This window comes from Amycolatopsis benzoatilytica AK 16/65, assembly GCF_000383915.1.
GTDB lineage: Bacteria > Actinomycetota > Actinomycetes > Mycobacteriales > Pseudonocardiaceae > Amycolatopsis > Amycolatopsis benzoatilytica.
The window spans coordinates 4,992,509-5,008,833 of the sequence record NZ_KB912942.1; the positions used below are offsets into that span (position 1 = coordinate 4,992,509).

Genomic DNA, 16,325 nt, shown 5'->3' on the forward strand with positions numbered 1-16,325 from the left:
CAACCCGAGCACAGCCACGGCCGAAGGACTTCGCCCCGACGGTTGCCTGCCGCTTCGGGGCCGGACTGCTTTGCCCGGATCAGCCCTTGGCGTGGCAGGTGTAGGTCGGGCTGCTGTCCAGGACCTTGCTGTCGGTGCCGATCAACTGCTCGGAGAAGGAGTTGTCGGTCATCGTCAGCTTCAGCACGCCGAAGGTGTGATCCAGCAGCTTCTCCGTGGTCGAGTGCGGCGACTTGACGTCGTACGGGTTCGCGCCGCCCATGCCGCCGAGGATCTCGACCGGGCCGTTCGGGTCCGCCTTGCCGGACGCGTCCTGCGGCTTGAACCGCTCGTAGTGGTGGTCGTGGCCGTTGAGCACCAGGTCGGCCTTGTACTGGGTGAGCAGGTCCCACACCGGCTTGGAGCCGCGCTGGTCGCCGTGGTCGCCGGAACTCCACCGCGGGTGGTGGTAGTACGCGGCGACGCAGCCCTTGGTGTTCTTCGCCAGATCCTGCTTGATCCAGTCCAGCTGCTCGGTGTCGGTCAGCGCGCCGTCGTCGTTCACGAAGCCGTTCGAATCGATGGCGATGAAGTGCCAGTTGCCCATTTCCCAGCTGTAGTACCGCTTGCCGTTCGGCGTCGCGGCCTTGCCGAAGTACTGCTGGTATGCCTCGAACGGCTTGTTGTCGTCGTAGGTCTCGTGGTTGCCCGGGATCGGGTGCGTGATGCTCTTGAACTTGCCCCAGGTCTTGTCGTAGTAGTCCTTGAAGTTCTGCAGCGTCAGGCCGACGTTCTCGCTGTCGTACTGGTTGTCGCCCATGGTGATCACCGCGGCCGGGTTCATCTGCTCGACGAGCTTCGCGGTCTTCGGGTGCTGGCAGCTGGAGCTGCTCGCGGTGCACTGCTCCGCGATGTCGCCGGCAGCGGCGAGGACGAAGCTCGTGCCCGCGTTCCCCGGTTTGGTGTGCACCTTGATCGAAGAGCTGACCGGCGAGACGTTGCCGGCCTCGTCGCGGGCGCGAACGGTGTAGGCGTAGTCGGTATTCGGCGCGACCGTCGTATCGGTGTAGGACGTGCCCTGGCTGGTGGCGACGGACTTGCCGTCGCGGAGGATGTCGTAGCCGGCCACGCCGACGTTGTCGGTCGCCGCTGCCCAGGTCAGCGCGACGCTGCCGGAGCCGATTTCTCCCGCGGCGAGGTTCGACGGCGTGCTGGGCGGCTGGGTGTCGCCGGTGGAGTCCGCGTTGCCGTAAGCCTGGATCTCCCAGAACGAGTAGCCGTACTTCGTGGCGCGCTCAGTGCCGACGAAGCGCAGGAACCGGCCGTGCCCGTTCAGCCCGGTGAGGTCGTCGGTCTTGCCGTCGCCGTCGGTGACCGTCGCGATCGGCGTGTAGGTCTTGCCGTCGTCGGACATCTCGATGCGGTACTTCTTGGCGTAGGCCGCTTCCCAGTCGATCTTGACCCGGTGGACCTTGGACGCCGTGCCCAGGTCGACGTTCAGCCACTGCGCGTCGGAGCTGACCGAACTGGCCCAGCGCGTCTTGCCGTTGCCGTCGACGGCGTTCTCGGCACCGTACGCGGATGCTTCGCGGGTGGAAGAGCTGGCCTGTTTTCCCTGCGAAAGCAGCACATCCGCGGCGGGGGCGACGGAGTCGCGCGGCGCGGCGGACACCACGGCGGGCAGCATCACCACCGCTGCCACCGGCAACGCGAACCGGGTGATATTTCGGACACGGGACGAGGACACGTCGCACTCCTTCGGGCCGGACGGGAACTGGGCGGCGGCGTTGCGGCGTCTTCTGGTGTTCGGTTTGCGTTAAGAAAGTTTCCTAACTAAAACGGGAGAGTAGCGGGGGCGGTTTGTCCCGGCAAGGGCGATGTGGGCATGAAACGATCAAGAACCTCGTTATGCAGGCGGGTCCCGGCCTAGCGTGCGGACTGGTTGACCCGAACGCGGCAGCGCCGCATTCCGGTGAGCGGGATCGGGTTAGCCGGGTCCTGTCCAAGCGTCCGTGAAGGGCCCCTTGACGGAATCCAAGTCCCTCAAGGGGCCCTTCACGGAATCCAAGTCCCTCAAGGGGCCCCTCACGGAACCCACGTCCCTCAAGGGGCCCCTCACGGACGTTTGCCGGCGGGTTAGCGGTCGAGCAGGCGGCGGACTTCTTGCACGGCGGCACGGCCCGCCCGGTTCGCGCCTACAGTGCTGGCAGAAGGGCCGTAGCCGACCAGGTGCAGGCGCGGCTCGCCGACGACCCGCGTGCCGTCCATGCGGATGCCACCGCCAGGGGTACGCAGGTGAAGCGGCGCCAAGTGGTCAATCGAGGCACGGAAGCCGGTTGCCCACAGGATCATGTCGGCGGGCTCGAAGGCGCCGTCGGCCCAGACGACTCCCCCGGGAACCAGCCGCTCGAACATGGGGCGGCGGTCCAGGTATCCCGCAGCACGGGCGGCCACGACTTCCGGCGTCACGGCCAGGTCCGTCACGCTCACCACGCTTTCCGGCGGCAGCCCGGCGCGTACGCGCTCTTCGACCTTGGCGACTGCCTGGCGTCCCCAGTCCTCGCTGAACGGCTGGTCCCGCCAGACCGGCGGGCGCCGCGTCACCCAGACCGTCGAGCGGGCAACTGGGCCGATTTCCGTCAGCAGCTGCACCGCGGAGGTTCCGCCGCCGACGACCACTACTCGCTGGTTCGTGAACTCGCCGGGGCCGCGGTAGTCCGCGGTGTGCAGCTGGCGTCCGGCGAATTCGCCCGGATAGCGCGGCCAGAACGGCCGGTCCCAGGTGCCAGTCGCGCTGATCACCGCGCGCGCCGCCCAAGTCTCAGCAGGCGATTCGACCAGCAGCCGCTCCCCTTCGCGACGCACGGCGGTTACGTCGACCGGACGGTGCACCGGCAGGTCATACGTCTTCTCGAAGCGGCCGAAGTACTCCGACACGACCTCGCTCGCCGGGCGGTTCAGGTCCGGCGTTCCGAAGGCCATCCCGGGCAGGTCGTAGATCCCGTGCACCTTGCGCATCACCAGCGACGGCCACCGGTGCTGCCACGCGCCGCCCGGGCGTTTGCCGTGGTCGAGCACCACGAAACCGCGCTCGTTGACGAACCCGGCGCGACGCAGGTGATACGCCGCGGACAGACCGGCCTGCCCAGCCCCGACGACCACCACGTCGGTCTCGTGATCCACGCTCATATAGCGTTCAACAATTGCACGCGCCCGGTATTTCCGGCCGGACTCAGATCGAGACGCGGTTCCGGCCTGCGTCCTTGGCGCGGTACAGCGCCGCGTCGGCCGAGCGCAACACCTCGTCCAGCGTGGTCCCGGCTTCTGGATAACTCGCGACGCCGACCGACACCGAAAGCCCGTCGATCCGCACCGGGCCGCCCACCGCGACGGTCAGCTCCCCCACTGCGACCCGCACGCGTTCCGCGATGCCGAGCACGTCGGTTCTCCCGGTCGCGGGCACCAGCACGACGAACTCCTCGCCGCCGAACCGGCCGACCGTGTCGCTCTGCCGCACCGACGCCTCGATCGCCACCGCGACCGCGGCGAGCACTTCGTCGCCGGTCAGGTGGCCGTAGGTGTCGTTGATGCGCTTGAAGTGGTCCAGGTCGATCATCAGGACGGCGAACCCGCTGCCTTCGCCGCGCCTGCGCACGCGGGCGAGCTCGTTCGTCGCGAGGTCATGCCAGCCCGCGGTGTTGAGCAGACCGGTCTTCTCGTCGGTCACGACCGCTACCTGTAACTGCTGCTTCAGCAACAGGTAGCGGTGCAGCAGCAACAACGGCGGCAACACGAACACCACCAGCACCGGCTGATGCACGAACGCCAACGCGACCAGCCCGCCCAGGCACAACGTCGCGAGCTCGAAGGCGTTGTCCTCCCAGGTACCGACGAGGTCCGCAGGCGAGCGGCTGTTCGTGTACAGGTAAATGCCGGTCGCTACGAACACGACATTCGACAGTTCGAAGACAGCGGCCGCGAGGATGAGCGCGAAGACACCGTGCGCCGTGTCGAGCGGGCTTCGATTCAAACCGCCGACCGTCAACACGGCCGATGCCGCGAAGCACGACAGCATCGCCCAAGCCGTACTAGCCGCGAAGCGATGCGCGGGCCTCGTACGCACGTGACGCCACACTCGCAGCCACAAGTGCAGGTACAGCACCAACGCCAACACCGCGACCCAGGCCGGCGGAAGCAGAAACGCGCCGGCGAGATACCAGACCGACGTGACGTTGATGTGCGTCTGCCCGCTCATCCACCGCCGCAGGACCTCGATCCGCCGTGACAGCTCGGCCTGCGCGATCCCCAGCCCGGCCAGCACCGCGAACGAACCGAACTGAACAGCCCCGCCGAACCCGGTCACGAGCCCGGCGATCGTCACCGCCGCGGCGGCGGCCTCGGACCCCATGGCGTATCCGATCCACCGTCGCCGAGCCACCGCCCACATCGTCCACCGGGACGGCCAGCCTCGCCAGGCCGCCACCGCACCACGCATCCCGATGAGGACAGATGCCTGCATCGTGACGCCCCCACGTGACTAGGCCGACGGTAGTGGCCCAGGGTAGCCGGTCCGCCGCCAGCACAACCGGGCACAGCCACCGGCCCACGGAGGCCGTGAAGGGCCCCTTGCCGGAATCTGATTCCGGCAAGGGGCCCTTCACGGACACGCGGCCCCAGCCGACCCGAAGGCCAGTGCCCGGACGTGGTCCGGGGTCAGGCAGTCAGCGCCGCCGCAACTTCCGCAGCACCGCCACCAGAACCACCAGCAAGACGACCCCGATCGCCACCGGAGCAACCCGCTTGGCCACCGACTGTCCCGCATAATCCAGCAGGTCGATCGCTTCCGCCTCGCCGGTAGCCCCACCGGCGGGCACGCTGCGCAACCGCGGCTTCTCCTCCTCGGCCGGCTTCTCCGCGACCGGCTTTTCCGCCGCCTTCTCGCTCGCGGCCGGAACAGCTTCAACCGGCTTCGCTTCCTCAGCCGGAGCCTCCTCCGGCCCGGTCAAAGAAGCAGCCAGGTTCCCCGCGAAAGTATCCAGGATCTTCCCGCCGACCTCGGAAATCAGCCCGCGCCCGAACTGCGCCGGCCGCCCGGTGATCGCCAGGTCCGTGGCGACCGCCCCGTGCGTCCCGCCGTCCCGCTCGCTCAGCGTCAGCGTGACGGTCGCGGCCGCGGTGCCGCCGCCCCGGGCGTCTTTCCCGGACGCCTTGATCACGACCTTCCGGGCCGCCTCGTCCTTCTCCAGGAACTCACCGTGTCCCTTGTACAGCAACGAGATCGGCCCCAGCTTGACCTTCACCGTGCCTGAGAAGGTGTCCCCTTCCACCTTGGTGAGCGAGGCCCCGGGCATGCACGGGGCAACCCGCTCCGGGTCGATGACGGCCTGCCAGACCTCCCCGATCGGGGCGGGGACGGTGAATTCGTGGTCGAGCCGCACGGGCCGACCTCCTCTCCTGCGCACTTCGTCGAGCCGTTGCCTCCACCTTACGGCCGCCGCCCGCGAAGTGGTCCGGGAAGGACTCGTTGGAGGAATTCCCGCAACGAGTCCTTCCCGGAACGATCAGGCGCCCACCGCGGCCGCGACGGCGCGTCCGGTCAGCACCCGGACGAGATGCTGGCGGTACTCGGCGTCGGAATTGCCGTCGGCGACCGGGTTGGTGCCGTCGGCCGCGTGCGCGGCGGCCGCGCGGATCGTCTCCGCGGTAGCCGGCGCGCCGAGCAGCGCCTGCTCCACGCTGGTGGCCCGGATCGGCGTCGCGCCCATGTTCGTGAGCGCGACCCGGGCCTCCTCGATCACGCCGCCCTCGGTGCGCACGGTGGCCGCCACCGCGCACATCGACCAGGCTTGCGCGACCCGGTTGAACTTCTCGTAGTGCGCCCGCCAGCCGGTGTGTTTCGGCAGCCGCACCTCCACGAGCAGCTCGTCCGGCGCCAGCGCGGTGGTGAAGTAGTCCTGGAAGAACTCCGCCGCCGAGACCGTCCGCCGCCCGTTCGGGCCGGCCAGCACCAGCTCGCCGTCCAGTGCGAGCACGGGAGCCAGCAGGTCGCCTGCCGGGTCCGCATGCGCGATCGCACCGCCGAACGTGCCGCGGTGGCGCACCTGCGGGTCCGCGACGGTGTCGGTGGCTTCCTTCACCAGCGCGGCGTGCTCGGCGATCAGCCGGTCGCGCTGCACGTCGTAATGCGTCGTCATCGCACCGACCACCAGCGCGTCGCCGTCCTCGCGCACGCCGCGCATTTCGGCGACCTTGCCGAGATCGATCAGCGTTGTCGGCGCGGCGAGCCGCATCCGCAGCACCGGCAGCAGGCTTTGCCCGCCGGCCAGCACCTTCGCGTCCTCGCCCGCCGCCGCGAGCGCCTGCACGGCTTCGTCCACGGTGGACGGAGCGACGTAGTCGAACTGGGCCGGGATCACTGGGCACCTCCGTCGGTCGAAGCAGCGCCGGACTGGATCGCGCGCCATACGCGCATCGGACTGAGCGGCATTTCGATGTCGTTCACCCCGAACTGGCGCACCGCGTCGACCACGGCGTTGACCACTGCCGGCGTGGACGCGATCGTGCCCGCCTCGCCGACGCCCTTGGCGCCCAACGGGTTCGTGGTCGACGGAGTCTCCGTCCGGTCGGTCGTGAACGACGGCAGGTCCGCCGCGGACGGCAGCAGGTAGTCGGCGAACGTGCCGGTGGTGAGCGTGCCGCTCTCATCGTGCACGGCCTCCTCGTACAGCGCCTGCGCGATGCCCTGGGCGAGCCCGCCGTGCACCTGGCCTTCCACGATCAGCGGGTTGACCACGTTGCCGACGTCGTCCACGCAGACGTAGGAGCGCAGCTTCACCTGTCCGGTCTCGGTGTCCACTTCGGCCGCGCACAGGTGCGTGCCGTGCGGGAAAGAGAAGTTCTCCGGGTCGAAGGTGGCGTCCGAGTCGAGCGAGGGTTCGAGCCCGTCCGGGAGGTTGTGCGCGGCGAACACGGCGAGCGCGATCTCCTGGATGGACGTCGACGAATCCGTGCCCTTCACGGTGAACTTGCCGCCGGAGAACTCCAGGTCGTCCTCCGAGCACTCCAGCAGGTGCGCGGCGATCGGCTTCGCCTTCGCGACCACCTTTTCGGCCGCCTTGACGACCGCGATGCCGCCGACGACCAGCGAACGCGACCCGTAGGTGTCGAGCCCCTTGTGCGACGACTGCGTGTCGCCGTGCAGCACTTCCACGTCTTCGAACGGCACGCCCAGCTGGTCGGCGACGATCTGGCTCCACGCCGTCTCGTGCCCTTGGCCGTGCGCCGACGCGCCCGTGGTGACCTCGACCTTGCCGGTGGGCAGCATCCGCAGCGACGCGTACTCCCAGCCGCCCGCGCCGTAGTCGAGCGAACCGAGCACCCGGGACGGCGCGAGACCGCACATTTCGGTGAACGTCGAGATGCCGATGCCGAGCTGCACCGGGTCGTTCGATTCACGGCGTTCCTTCTGCTCGCGGCGCAGCGCGTCGTAGCCGAAGAGTTCCTTCGCCTTGTTCGTCGCGGCTTCGTAGTTGCCGGAGTCGTAGGTGAGCCCGCAGACCGTGGTGTACGGGAATTCCTCGTGCTTGATCCAGTTCTTCTCGCGCAGCTCCACGGGATCCATGCCCAGTTCGTCGGCGAGCTCGTCCATGATCCGCTCGATCGCGAACGTCGCTTCCGGACGGCCCGCGCCGCGGTAGGCGTCGGTGAGCGTGGTCGTGGTGAACACGTTGGTGCAGGCGAAGTGGTAGGCCGGGAACTTGTAGATCGCGTTGAACATGAACGCGCCGAGGATCGGCACGCCCGGCCCGACCAGGCCGTTGTAGGCGCCGAGGTTGGCCAGCAGCTCCACTTTCAGCCCGGTGACCGTGCCGTCCGCCTTCGCCGAGATGGTGATGTCCTGGATCTGGTCCCGGCCGTGGTGCGCGGCAAGCATGGTCTCGGACCGGGATTCGTTCCACTTCACCGGTTTGCCGAGCTTCCTGGCGACCAGCATGGCCATCATTTCCTCGGGCAGCACCCCGATCTTGCCGCCGAAGCCCCCGCCGACGTCCGGCGCGATGACGCGCACCTTGTGCTCCGGGATGCCCAGCGTCAAGGCGGACATCACGCGCAGGATGTGCGGAACCTGGGTCGCCGACCACATGGTGATCTGCGCACCGGTCGGATCGACCACGCAAGCGCGCGGCTCCATGAACGCCGGGACCAGGCGCTGCTGCCGGAACCGGCGCTTCAGCACGACTTCCGAAGAGGACAGTGCTTCTTCGACATTGCCGCCCGTGCCCGCCTCGGCGGAGTCGAACACCCACAATGCGTTCTTGTTGCTGCCCAGCTCCTCGTGCACGAGCGGAGCACCGTCCGCGAGCGCCGTTTCCATGTCGAGCACCGGCGGCAGGTCGTCGTACTCGACTTCAATGGCCTCCAGCGCGTCGCGCGCCTCGCTCGCCGACCGCGCGACGACGACGGCCACGCCCTCACCAGCGAAATTGACCTGGTCCGCAGCGAGGACGGGACGTCGCGGCGCGGCCATGTCCGGGGTGATCGGCCACGCGCACGGCATCCCGATCGCGCCTTCCGGATCAAGATCGCGCGCCGTGTAAACCGCGACCACCCCGGCCGCTTCCTTGGCCGCCGACGTGTCGATCGAAACGATCTTCGCGTGCGCCAACGGACTGCGCAGCACCGCGAGGTGCAGCATTCCGGGCAGCACGATGTTGTCCGTCCACCGGGTGCGTCCGGTGATCAACCGCTCGTCTTCCTTGCGGCGACGGGCTTTGCCGACTTCGGGTTCGATCGTGGCCGTCATCATTCACCACCCACGCCGACGTGGTTGATCTTCTCCGCGGCCGGCCCGGCGCCCGGGCTCATCCGCCCCGCCGCGTCCCGCACCGCGCGAACGATGTTCTGATACCCAGTGCAGCGGCAGAGATTGCCTTCGAGTCCTTCGCGTACCGCTTGCTCGTCCGGGTCCGGGTTGTCGGCCAGGAGGTCGATCGACTGCATGATCATGCCGGGGGTGCAGTACCCGCACTGCAGCGCGTGGTTGTCGTGAAACGCTTGCTGGACCGGGTGCAGCTGCCCGTCGCGGGCGAGGCCCTCGACGGTGGTGACCTCGCTGCCGTCGGCTTGCACAGCCAGCACGGAGCAGGATTTCACGCTGTGCCCGTCGAGGTGGACGGTGCACGCGCCGCAGTTGCTGGTGTCACACCCGACGACGGTGCCCACCTTCCCGACGCGTTCCCGTAAGTAGTGGACGAGCAGGGTGCGCGGCTCGACGTCATCGGTGTATTTCGTGCCGTCGACAGTGACGGTGATGCGCATCAAGGGCCTCCAAGTGCAAATGCCCGCCAGGCCCGGAAGGGCGGCGGGCCGGTTCGGGAACGGCCAAGGCGCGGTGGTGATCGGCCTCACAGGCGAGCGTGCTACTCCTTTCGCGCGCGGACAAGTCCCGTTGTCGCACGTCAGGAGGTCGGTTCCGTATTTGCGGGAACTTTTCGCGACTGGATCCGCACATGCGGGACTCCGGACGGGTGATTTTTCCGCCGCCAGAAGTGCGGACGGATCTTCGCGCAGAGGGCCGCTTTCGGGTGCGGAGTTCACCGACGGTGCGGTGGTGACGCGATTATGCAGCGATTGCCGGGGAAACGGCGCGATGAGGCGCGAAACGGTCCGCTGGCCTGTCCGTGAAGGGCCCCTTGAGGGACTTGGATTCCCGCAAGGGGCCCTTCACGGACCGACCAGCAAACTGGCTGCCGGCCGCCCAAGCATCACGACAGCATCACTTTCTCCCCGCCGCGAGGCGTCAGGTGTGGATCCGCCCGGTCAACGCTCCGAGCCGCCGTCCCGTTCCGCTCCAGCGCAGCGCGATGATCTCCGCCGCGATCGACACCGCGGTTTCCTCCGGGGTGCGCGCGCCCAGGTCGAGGCCGATCGGCGACGACAGCCGTTCCAGCTCCGGCTCCGTGATGCCCGCGTCGCGCAGCCGTGCGAAGCGATCGTCGTGCGTCTTGCGGGAGCCCATCGCGCCGACGTACCCGACGTCCAGGCGCAACGCGACTTCCAGCAGCGGCACGTCGAACTTCGGGTCGTGCGTCAGCACCGCGATCGCCGTGCGCGAGTCGATCCGGCCCGCTTCGGCTTCGGCCTTCAGGTAACGGTGCGGCCAGTCGACGACGACCTCGTGCGCGTCCGGGAACCGGCTGCTGGTCGCGAACACCGGGCGTGCGTCGCAGACCGTCACCTGGTAGCCGAGATAAGCACCCATCCGGGCCATCGCGGCCGCGAAATCGATGGCACCGAACACAAGCAGTCGCGGCGGCGGTTCGAACGAGTTCACGAACACCGCCATTCCCTCGCCGCGGCGCTGGCCGTCCGGTCCGTAGTGCAGGGTGCCGGTGCGTCCGGAGGCGAGCAGCCCGCGCGCGTCGTCCGCGACCGCGTCGTCCATCCGGGACGAGCCGAGCGTTCCTTCGGTCCGGTCCGGCCACACGATCATGTGCTCGCCGACCAGCCCGGCCGTCTCGTGCTCCACGATCGTGACCACCGCGACCGGCTCGCCGCCGCGCACCGACTCGACGACGCGTTCCAGCTCGGGCATCGACTCGCGGTCCACCGGCTCGACGTAGATGTCGATGATCCCGCCGCAGGTCAGGCCCACCGCGAACGCGTCGTCGTCGCTCACGCCATAACGCTGCAGCACCGGCTTGCGCTCCGCGACCACCTCGTTGGCCAGCTCGTACACCGCGCCTTCGATGCAGCCGCCGGACACGCTGCCGACGACGGTGCCGTCCGGCGCGACCATCATCGACGCGCCCGGCGACCGCGGCGCCGACGAGAAGGTGGCCACGACTGTGCCGAGCCCGACCGTTTCGCCCGCCTGCCAGCGGCGGTACACGTCGTCCAATACGTCACGCATCGGCAATCTCCCCGAGGAGTCGTTCCAAGGTCGCCAGGCTGTGCCCGGCGAGCAACCGGTCGATGTGCGGCAGTGCGGCCACGATGCCGGATTGGACCGGAGCATAGCCGTCGCGTCCCGCGTGCGGATTCACCCAGAATACGGCGTGCGCGAGCCGGCGCAGCCTGCCGAGCTGTTCGGACAGCAGGCTGACGTCGCCGCGCTCCCACCCGTCGGAGAACACGGTGACGACTGCACGCCGGGCGAACCCGCGCTGCCCCCAGCGGTCGAGAAAGACGCGCAGCGTCTCGCCCAGCCGCGTCCCGCCGGCGAAATCCGGCACCGCGGTGCCGGCCGCGAGCATCGCCTGCTCCGGGTCGCGCTGCCGCAGCTGCCGGGACACCCGGGTCATCCGCGTGCCCAGCGTGAAGACCTCGACCGACATCGGCGACGACCGCGCGACGACGTGCGCGAACCGCAGCAACGCGTCCGCGTACGGGCTCATCGAACCGGAAACGTCGATCAGCAGAACGACCTTCCGCGCCCGTGTCCCCCGCCGGTAATGCGCCAGCCGGACCGGCTCGCCGCCGGCCGCGAGCATGGCCCGCAGCGTCCGTGCCGGATCGAGCGCGCCGCGATGCGCAGACGCCCGCCGGGCAGCGCGGCGCTTCGGGAGCACGGGACGCAATGTCGCCAGCAACTCCCGCAGATGAGCCCGTTCCGACTTGGTCAGGTCGGCGAGATCCCGATGCCGGAGAATCTCGTGGTCGCTCGCCGCGACGCGAAGCGTGTCGTGCGCGGCCTCGGCACTGTCTCCGTCCCCGCCCTCGGCGGCGACCAGCGGCGCGATCCGAGCCTGCTTCTTGACCGGAGTCCCCGCCGTGGCGTTCGGCCGGTCGGCGCCCTCGAACCACCGCGCGAACGCTTCCTCGTACCGGGCCAGGTCGTCCGGGTCGGAGCAGAGGGTGAGCCGGCCTGCCCAGTACAGCTGGACACGCTGCGCGACGTCGACCTTCGCGACGGCCGACAGGTACGCCTGAACCCGGCGCGCGTTGCACGCGACGCCCGCTTCCCGCAACGCCGCGGCGAACCCGGCGTAACCGGCGAGAGGGTCAGCGACTTCGGTGCTCATGGGATCCATTGTGACCCTCGGCTGAGAACCCGCGGCGCGCCCAGCCGCAGGATTTCGCTTCGCGGAATCGCGCGCCGAAGCGGCGGCGGGCACGGCGATAGGGGCTTTGCCCGCCGAAGGCCGCGAGTCGGTGTCGTGGTCCGACGGGACGGTCTGGCCGGCGGCGGTTCCGGGCAGGGCGGCGGCCGGGTTGGAGCTGCTCCAGCCCGGCGGTGTTGGGTGCAGGCGCCACTTTGATGGAACCGGTCGAGCGGCTCGAATGTTCCGCCGGATCTTCCCCCGCTACCGGCACTGGCGCTGGCGGCAGCGCAGGCCGCGGCCTTTCCCCGCGCAAAGCTGCGACGGGCGGCAGCCTTCCCGAGCGCAAGTTAGGGCGGTCCGCAGCCTTTCCGGGCGCGGGTTAGGGCGGTCCGCGCGCACCATCCCGCCTCCGGGACGGCGCGCGCGGACCGTGGTTGCGCGCGGCGGCCGACCCCGGTAGCGCAGGGCGGGCGCGCGGAACCTTCAGAAAAGAACTGGAGTCAGCGGACGGCCGGGAGGGCAGTCCGGACGACGTCGGTCACGAACCCTCCCTCCGGCGCAGTCGCACGATCATTCATCGACCGGTCAAGCATGACCGGACGCGCCGCCCGGCGCAACGCCAATTAGCTCAAACGTCCACAATGGACACGATGGACACGATCACGAGAACAGCGTGTCCAGTTTCGCTCGCACGCGGTCGAGATCCTCGCTGTACTTCAGCACCGCGCCGAGGGTGCGCGCAGCGGTCGCGGCGTCGAGTTCGTCCTGGTTGAGGGCGAGCAAGGCGCGCGCCCAGTCCAAGGATTCGGCGACCCCGGGCGGTTTGAGCAGGTCCATCGCGCGCAGCCGGTGCACCGCGTCGGCGATCTGCCGCGCGAGCGTCTCGCCGATGCCTGGCAGCCGGCGGCGCAGGATGCTGATCTCGCGGGCGAGATCGGGGTGTTCGAGCCAGTGGTACAGGCAGCGGCGCTTGAGCGCGTCATGCACCTCGCGAGTGCGGTTGGACGTCAGCACGACCAGCGGCGGCTGCTCGGCGCGCACCTCCCCGTACTCCGGAATGGTGACTGCGTACTCGTCCAGCAGCTGCAGCAGGAACGCCTCGAACTCGTCGTCCGCACGGTCGATCTCGTCGATGAGCAGCACACACGGCGACGTCTTCAACGCTTGCAGAAGGGGGCGGGCCAGCAGGAACCGCTCGGTGTACAGGGACCGTTCGGCGGATTCCGGATCGAGCCGTCCGCCGTCGGCGGCTTCGAGCGCGCGCAGGTGCAGCAGTTGGCGGGGGAAATCCCATTCGTAGAGGGCTTGCGCGGCGTCGATGCCCTCGTGGCATTGGAGTCGCACAAGCGGCCACTTCAGCGCCTCGGCCAACGCGAGCGCCAGTGAGGTCTTCCCGGTGCCTGGCTCGCCTTCGCAGAACAGCGGGCGCTGCATCTGCACCGCGAGGAATCCCGCGGTGGCCAGCCCCTCGTCGGCGAGGTAACCAGTGGTGTCGAGGGCGGCCGCGAGCGCGTCGGGCGAGGAGAGGGGCTCTGTCACACTCCCGATCGTAAAGCCGCGACTGTCGATTGCGCCGTTCGCCGCCGATCCGTTCGCGAACCGGCTTGGCCACTGCCCCGGCCGGTTCGGGCCGTGCTCATACCGGAGCGGGCCGGGCGGCCGCGGTCGAGCCGAAGCGCCGGCCCGGGTCAGCGCCGTTCCGGGCCTGGGCCAGTCAAGTCTGCCGGACGGTCGACATCGCTGCCGCTGCCGAGGTCGCCGCACTCGATCAGCTGGACATCGGTCCGGCCGCGCAGCCAGTCCCGCGCCCCGTGGTCGCCGCGCGCCGACGCCGCGATCTCGGCCCACCACCGCCGCCCGAAGAGCACTGGATGCCCGGGAATTCCCTGGTATGCGGCTCTGGCCACGACCTGCTCCCCAGCGGTGCCTGCGATCCGCGCCAGTGCCTCGGCCGGCACCCACGGCAGGTCCACCAAGTGCACCAGCACCGCGGCCGCCGGGTCGTCCGAAAGAGACTCGAGCCCGGCTTTCAGCGACTCGCCCATCCCGTCCTGCCACCGCTCGGCGAACACCGGCCTGACGTCTGGCGGCAGCAACTCCCGCACCTGCTGAGCGGATGCGCCGAGCACGACCCGAACCGAAGCGCAGCCCGCCTCGGCCAGGTTCCGCACCGCACGCTGGACCAGCGGTTCCCCGTCGTACTCGACCAGCGCTTTGGGCCCGCCGAACCGCCGCCCCGCCCCGGCGGCGAGCAGCAGCCCGGCAACTGGCTCGGACATCCGCGCCTCAGCCCTGGATCGCCTGGCCGGGCGACGCCGCGGCGAGGTCTTCCGAAATGGCGGTGGCGGTGGCGAGCAGGCGCGGCACGAGTTCGGTGCGGACTGTCTCCACGGACGTCCGGCTGGCGTGCGTGGAGATGTTCACCGCGGCCACCGCGCGGCCGGCCCGGTTGCGGATCGGCGCGGCGACCGAACGCAGGCCCTCCTCGAGTTCCTGGTCGACCATCGCCCAGCCCTGCTTCCGCACGCGCGCCAGTTCGGCCTCCAGCGCGGCCTGGTGGGTGAGCGTACGCGGCGTCAGCCTGTCGAGGTCGGCGATGACGAAATACGCCTTCAGCTCGGTCGGGTCCATGTCCGCGAGCAGCACGTGCCCCATCGACGTCGCGTGCGCCGGAAACCGCGTGCCGACGTTGATGCTCACGGTCATGATCCGCGAAACCGCGACGCGCGCCACGTACACGATGTCGGTGATCTCCAGAACCGACACCGAGCTCGATTCGTGCACTTCCGCGGACAGCCGCTCCAGGTGCGGCTGCGCGATCTCGGACAAGCTCAGGCTGGACAGGTAGGCGTAACCGAGTTCCAGCACCCGGGCGGTGAGCGAGAAGTACTTGCCGTCGGTGCGGACGTACCCGAGGTCGACGAGCGTCAGCAGGAACCGGCGCGCGGCCGCTCGCGTCAGCCCGGTGACACGCGCAACGTCGCTGAGCGTCCGATGCGGCGCCTCGGCGCTGAACGCCTTGATCACCGCCAGCCCGCGCTCCAGCGACTGCACGTGATGCGCACCGCGTTCGGCCTGCTCCTCGGATTCCATGCGGCGAACCCTATCCGGCTGGGGGCTGGGCGGTGGGTTCTCCCAGCTCGGCGAGCACCCGCTGGGCGATGCCGATCGCGGTGTTCGCCGCCGGCACTCCCGCGTAGACGCCGGTGTGCAGCAGAACCTCGCGGATCTCCTCCGCGGTGAGGCCGTTGCGCACTGCCGCGCGGACGTGCATCGCCAGCTCGTCGTGGCAGTGCAGTGCGGTGAGCGCGGCCAGCGTGATGCAGCTGCGGGTCCGCCGGTCGAGCCCGTCGCGCGTCCACACCGAGCCCCAGGCCGCCTCGGTGATGTACTCCTGGAACGGCTTGCTGAACTCGGTGGTCCGCGCGACCGCCCGGTCCACGTGCTCGTCCCCGAGCACCTCGCGGCGCACCCGCATGCCCGCGTCGTAGCGGTCTCCGGTCATCGCTGCCCTTCGATCTGCCCGAGGATCAGCCGGGTGAACTCGCCCGGCTGCTCGAAGTTGCCCAGATGCGCGGCGGACTCGACGATCTCCAGCCGTGCGCCGGGAATGCCGGCCGCGATGACCTTGCCGTGGGTTTCGGCGGGCGTCGACGGGTCTTCCGCGCCGGCGATCACCAGCGTCGGCACCGAGATCTTCGGCAGGTCTCCGGTGAGGTCCATCCGCTCGATCGCGCCGCAGCACTCGGCGTACCCCTCGTCCGACTGGGCTCCGACCATTTCGCGCAGATAGCCGGCCTGGTCCGGATGTGCCTGCGCGTAGCCCGGCGTGACCCAGCGCCCGACGCTCGCCTCCGCGACCGCCTCGGTGCCCTCGGCCCGGACTGTGCGCGCCCGGTCGGCCCACATCTGCGCTGGGCCGAGCAGCGCCGACGTGCAGCACAGCGTGAGGCTCGCCAGCCGATCGCCGGCGTGCACGCCGAGCCACATGCCCGTCATCCCGCCCAGCGACAGGCCGACGAAGTGCGCCCGCTCGATGCCGAGCTCGTCGAGCAGCGCAAGCACATCGCCGCCGAGATCGGACTGGTCGTACGGCCCGGCAGGGGCCGGTGACGCGCCGTGGCCGCGCGTGTCGTACCGGACCACGCGGAAGCCGCGTTCGGTCAGCGGCGCGACCTGCGGCTCCCACATCCGGTGGTCGGCTCCGAGCGAGTTCGACATCACCACTACCGGACCCGTCTCCGGGCCTTCGACGACCCGGTGCACCCGGACGCTGTTCACGCTTGAACCTCCACAGTGGAC

The 16,325-nt window shown here is 69.6% G+C and carries 14 protein-coding genes; all 14 read right to left on the bottom strand.

The window, feature by feature from the left end; translation table 11 throughout:
• Positions 1-79: 79 nt before the first annotated feature.
• A complete protein-coding gene (locus AMYBE_RS0122910; RefSeq protein ID WP_034289102.1) occupies positions 80-1,666 on the bottom strand; it encodes a discoidin domain-containing protein in 1,587 nt (528 codons plus the stop codon).
• A gap of 449 nt (positions 1,667-2,115) precedes the next feature.
• On the bottom strand, positions 2,116-3,168 hold the full coding sequence (locus AMYBE_RS0122915) for an NAD(P)-binding domain-containing protein (RefSeq protein ID WP_020661728.1): 1,053 nt from the start codon (positions 3,166-3,168) through the stop codon (positions 2,116-2,118).
• Positions 3,169-3,211: 43 nt separating this feature from the next.
• Positions 3,212-4,426, bottom strand: a complete 1,215-nt coding sequence (locus AMYBE_RS0122920) for a GGDEF domain-containing protein (RefSeq protein ID WP_027927914.1) — start codon at positions 4,424-4,426, stop codon at positions 3,212-3,214.
• A 274-nt stretch (positions 4,427-4,700) separates the two neighbouring features.
• Positions 4,701-5,417: an SRPBCC family protein gene (locus AMYBE_RS0122925; RefSeq protein ID WP_020661730.1), complete on the bottom strand. Its 717-nt coding sequence runs from the start codon at positions 5,415-5,417 to the stop codon at positions 4,701-4,703.
• A 123-nt stretch (positions 5,418-5,540) separates the two neighbouring features.
• Positions 5,541-6,395, bottom strand: a complete 855-nt coding sequence (locus tag AMYBE_RS0122930; RefSeq protein WP_020661731.1) for an FAD binding domain-containing protein — start codon at positions 6,393-6,395, stop codon at positions 5,541-5,543.
• Positions 6,392-8,782: a xanthine dehydrogenase family protein molybdopterin-binding subunit gene (locus AMYBE_RS0122935; protein ID WP_020661732.1), complete on the bottom strand. Its 2,391-nt coding sequence runs from the start codon at positions 8,780-8,782 to the stop codon at positions 6,392-6,394. Before AMYBE_RS0122935 ends, AMYBE_RS0122930 begins: the two co-directional genes overlap by 4 nt.
• Entirely contained in the window at positions 8,782-9,297 is a 516-nt protein-coding gene (locus tag AMYBE_RS0122940; RefSeq protein ID WP_020661733.1) for a (2Fe-2S)-binding protein, read from the bottom strand. Before AMYBE_RS0122940 ends, AMYBE_RS0122935 begins: the two co-directional genes overlap by 1 nt.
• A 481-nt stretch (positions 9,298-9,778) precedes the next feature.
• A complete protein-coding gene (locus tag AMYBE_RS0122945; protein ID WP_020661734.1) occupies positions 9,779-10,891 on the bottom strand; it encodes an XdhC family protein in 1,113 nt (370 codons plus the stop codon).
• Positions 10,884-12,002: a vWA domain-containing protein gene (locus tag AMYBE_RS0122950; RefSeq protein ID WP_020661735.1), complete on the bottom strand. Its 1,119-nt coding sequence runs from the start codon at positions 12,000-12,002 to the stop codon at positions 10,884-10,886. Before AMYBE_RS0122950 ends, AMYBE_RS0122945 begins: the two co-directional genes overlap by 8 nt.
• A gap of 681 nt (positions 12,003-12,683) precedes the next feature.
• A complete protein-coding gene (locus tag AMYBE_RS0122955; RefSeq protein WP_020661736.1) occupies positions 12,684-13,562 on the bottom strand; it encodes an AAA family ATPase in 879 nt (292 codons plus the stop codon).
• Positions 13,563-13,711: 149 nt separating this feature from the next.
• A complete protein-coding gene (locus tag AMYBE_RS0122960; protein ID WP_020661737.1) occupies positions 13,712-14,302 on the bottom strand; it encodes a nucleotidyltransferase family protein in 591 nt (196 codons plus the stop codon).
• A 7-nt stretch (positions 14,303-14,309) separates the two neighbouring features.
• Positions 14,310-15,116, bottom strand: a complete 807-nt coding sequence (locus AMYBE_RS0122965; protein WP_020661738.1) for an IclR family transcriptional regulator domain-containing protein — start codon at positions 15,114-15,116, stop codon at positions 14,310-14,312.
• Positions 15,117-15,126: 10 nt separating this feature from the next.
• Positions 15,127-15,528: a 4-carboxymuconolactone decarboxylase gene (gene pcaC / locus AMYBE_RS0122970; protein WP_020661739.1), complete on the bottom strand. Its 402-nt coding sequence runs from the start codon at positions 15,526-15,528 to the stop codon at positions 15,127-15,129.
• Entirely contained in the window at positions 15,525-16,304 is a 780-nt protein-coding gene (gene pcaD / locus AMYBE_RS0122975; protein ID WP_020661740.1) for a 3-oxoadipate enol-lactonase, read from the bottom strand. Before pcaD ends, pcaC begins: the two co-directional genes overlap by 4 nt.
• Positions 16,305-16,325 lie beyond the last annotated feature (21 nt).

Bases quoted from the DNA above. Each gene is read 5' to 3' on its own strand.
- AMYBE_RS0122910 (WP_034289102.1), bottom strand. From the start codon at position 1,666: ATGCTGCCCGCCGTGGTGTCCGCCGCGCCGCGCGACTCCGTCGCCCCC.
- AMYBE_RS0122915 (WP_020661728.1), bottom strand. From the start codon at position 3,168: ATGAGCGTGGATCACGAGACCGACGTGGTGGTCGTCGGGGCTGGGCAG.
- AMYBE_RS0122920 (WP_027927914.1), bottom strand. From the start codon at position 4,426: ATGTGGGCGGTGGCTCGGCGACGGTGGATCGGATACGCCATGGGGTCC.
- AMYBE_RS0122935 (WP_020661732.1), bottom strand. From the start codon at position 8,782: ATGACGGCCACGATCGAACCCGAAGTCGGCAAAGCCCGTCGCCGCAAG.
- AMYBE_RS0122940 (WP_020661733.1), bottom strand. From the start codon at position 9,297: ATGCGCATCACCGTCACTGTCGACGGCACGAAATACACCGATGACGTC.
- AMYBE_RS0122945 (WP_020661734.1), bottom strand. From the start codon at position 10,891: ATGCGTGACGTATTGGACGACGTGTACCGCCGCTGGCAGGCGGGCGAA.
- AMYBE_RS0122950 (WP_020661735.1), bottom strand. From the start codon at position 12,002: ATGAGCACCGAAGTCGCTGACCCTCTCGCCGGTTACGCCGGGTTCGCC.
- AMYBE_RS0122960 (WP_020661737.1), bottom strand. From the start codon at position 14,302: ATGTCCGAGCCAGTTGCCGGGCTGCTGCTCGCCGCCGGGGCGGGGCGG.
- AMYBE_RS0122965 (WP_020661738.1), bottom strand. From the start codon at position 15,116: ATGGAATCCGAGGAGCAGGCCGAACGCGGTGCGCATCACGTGCAGTCG.
- pcaC (WP_020661739.1), bottom strand. From the start codon at position 15,528: ATGACCGGAGACCGCTACGACGCGGGCATGCGGGTGCGCCGCGAGGTG.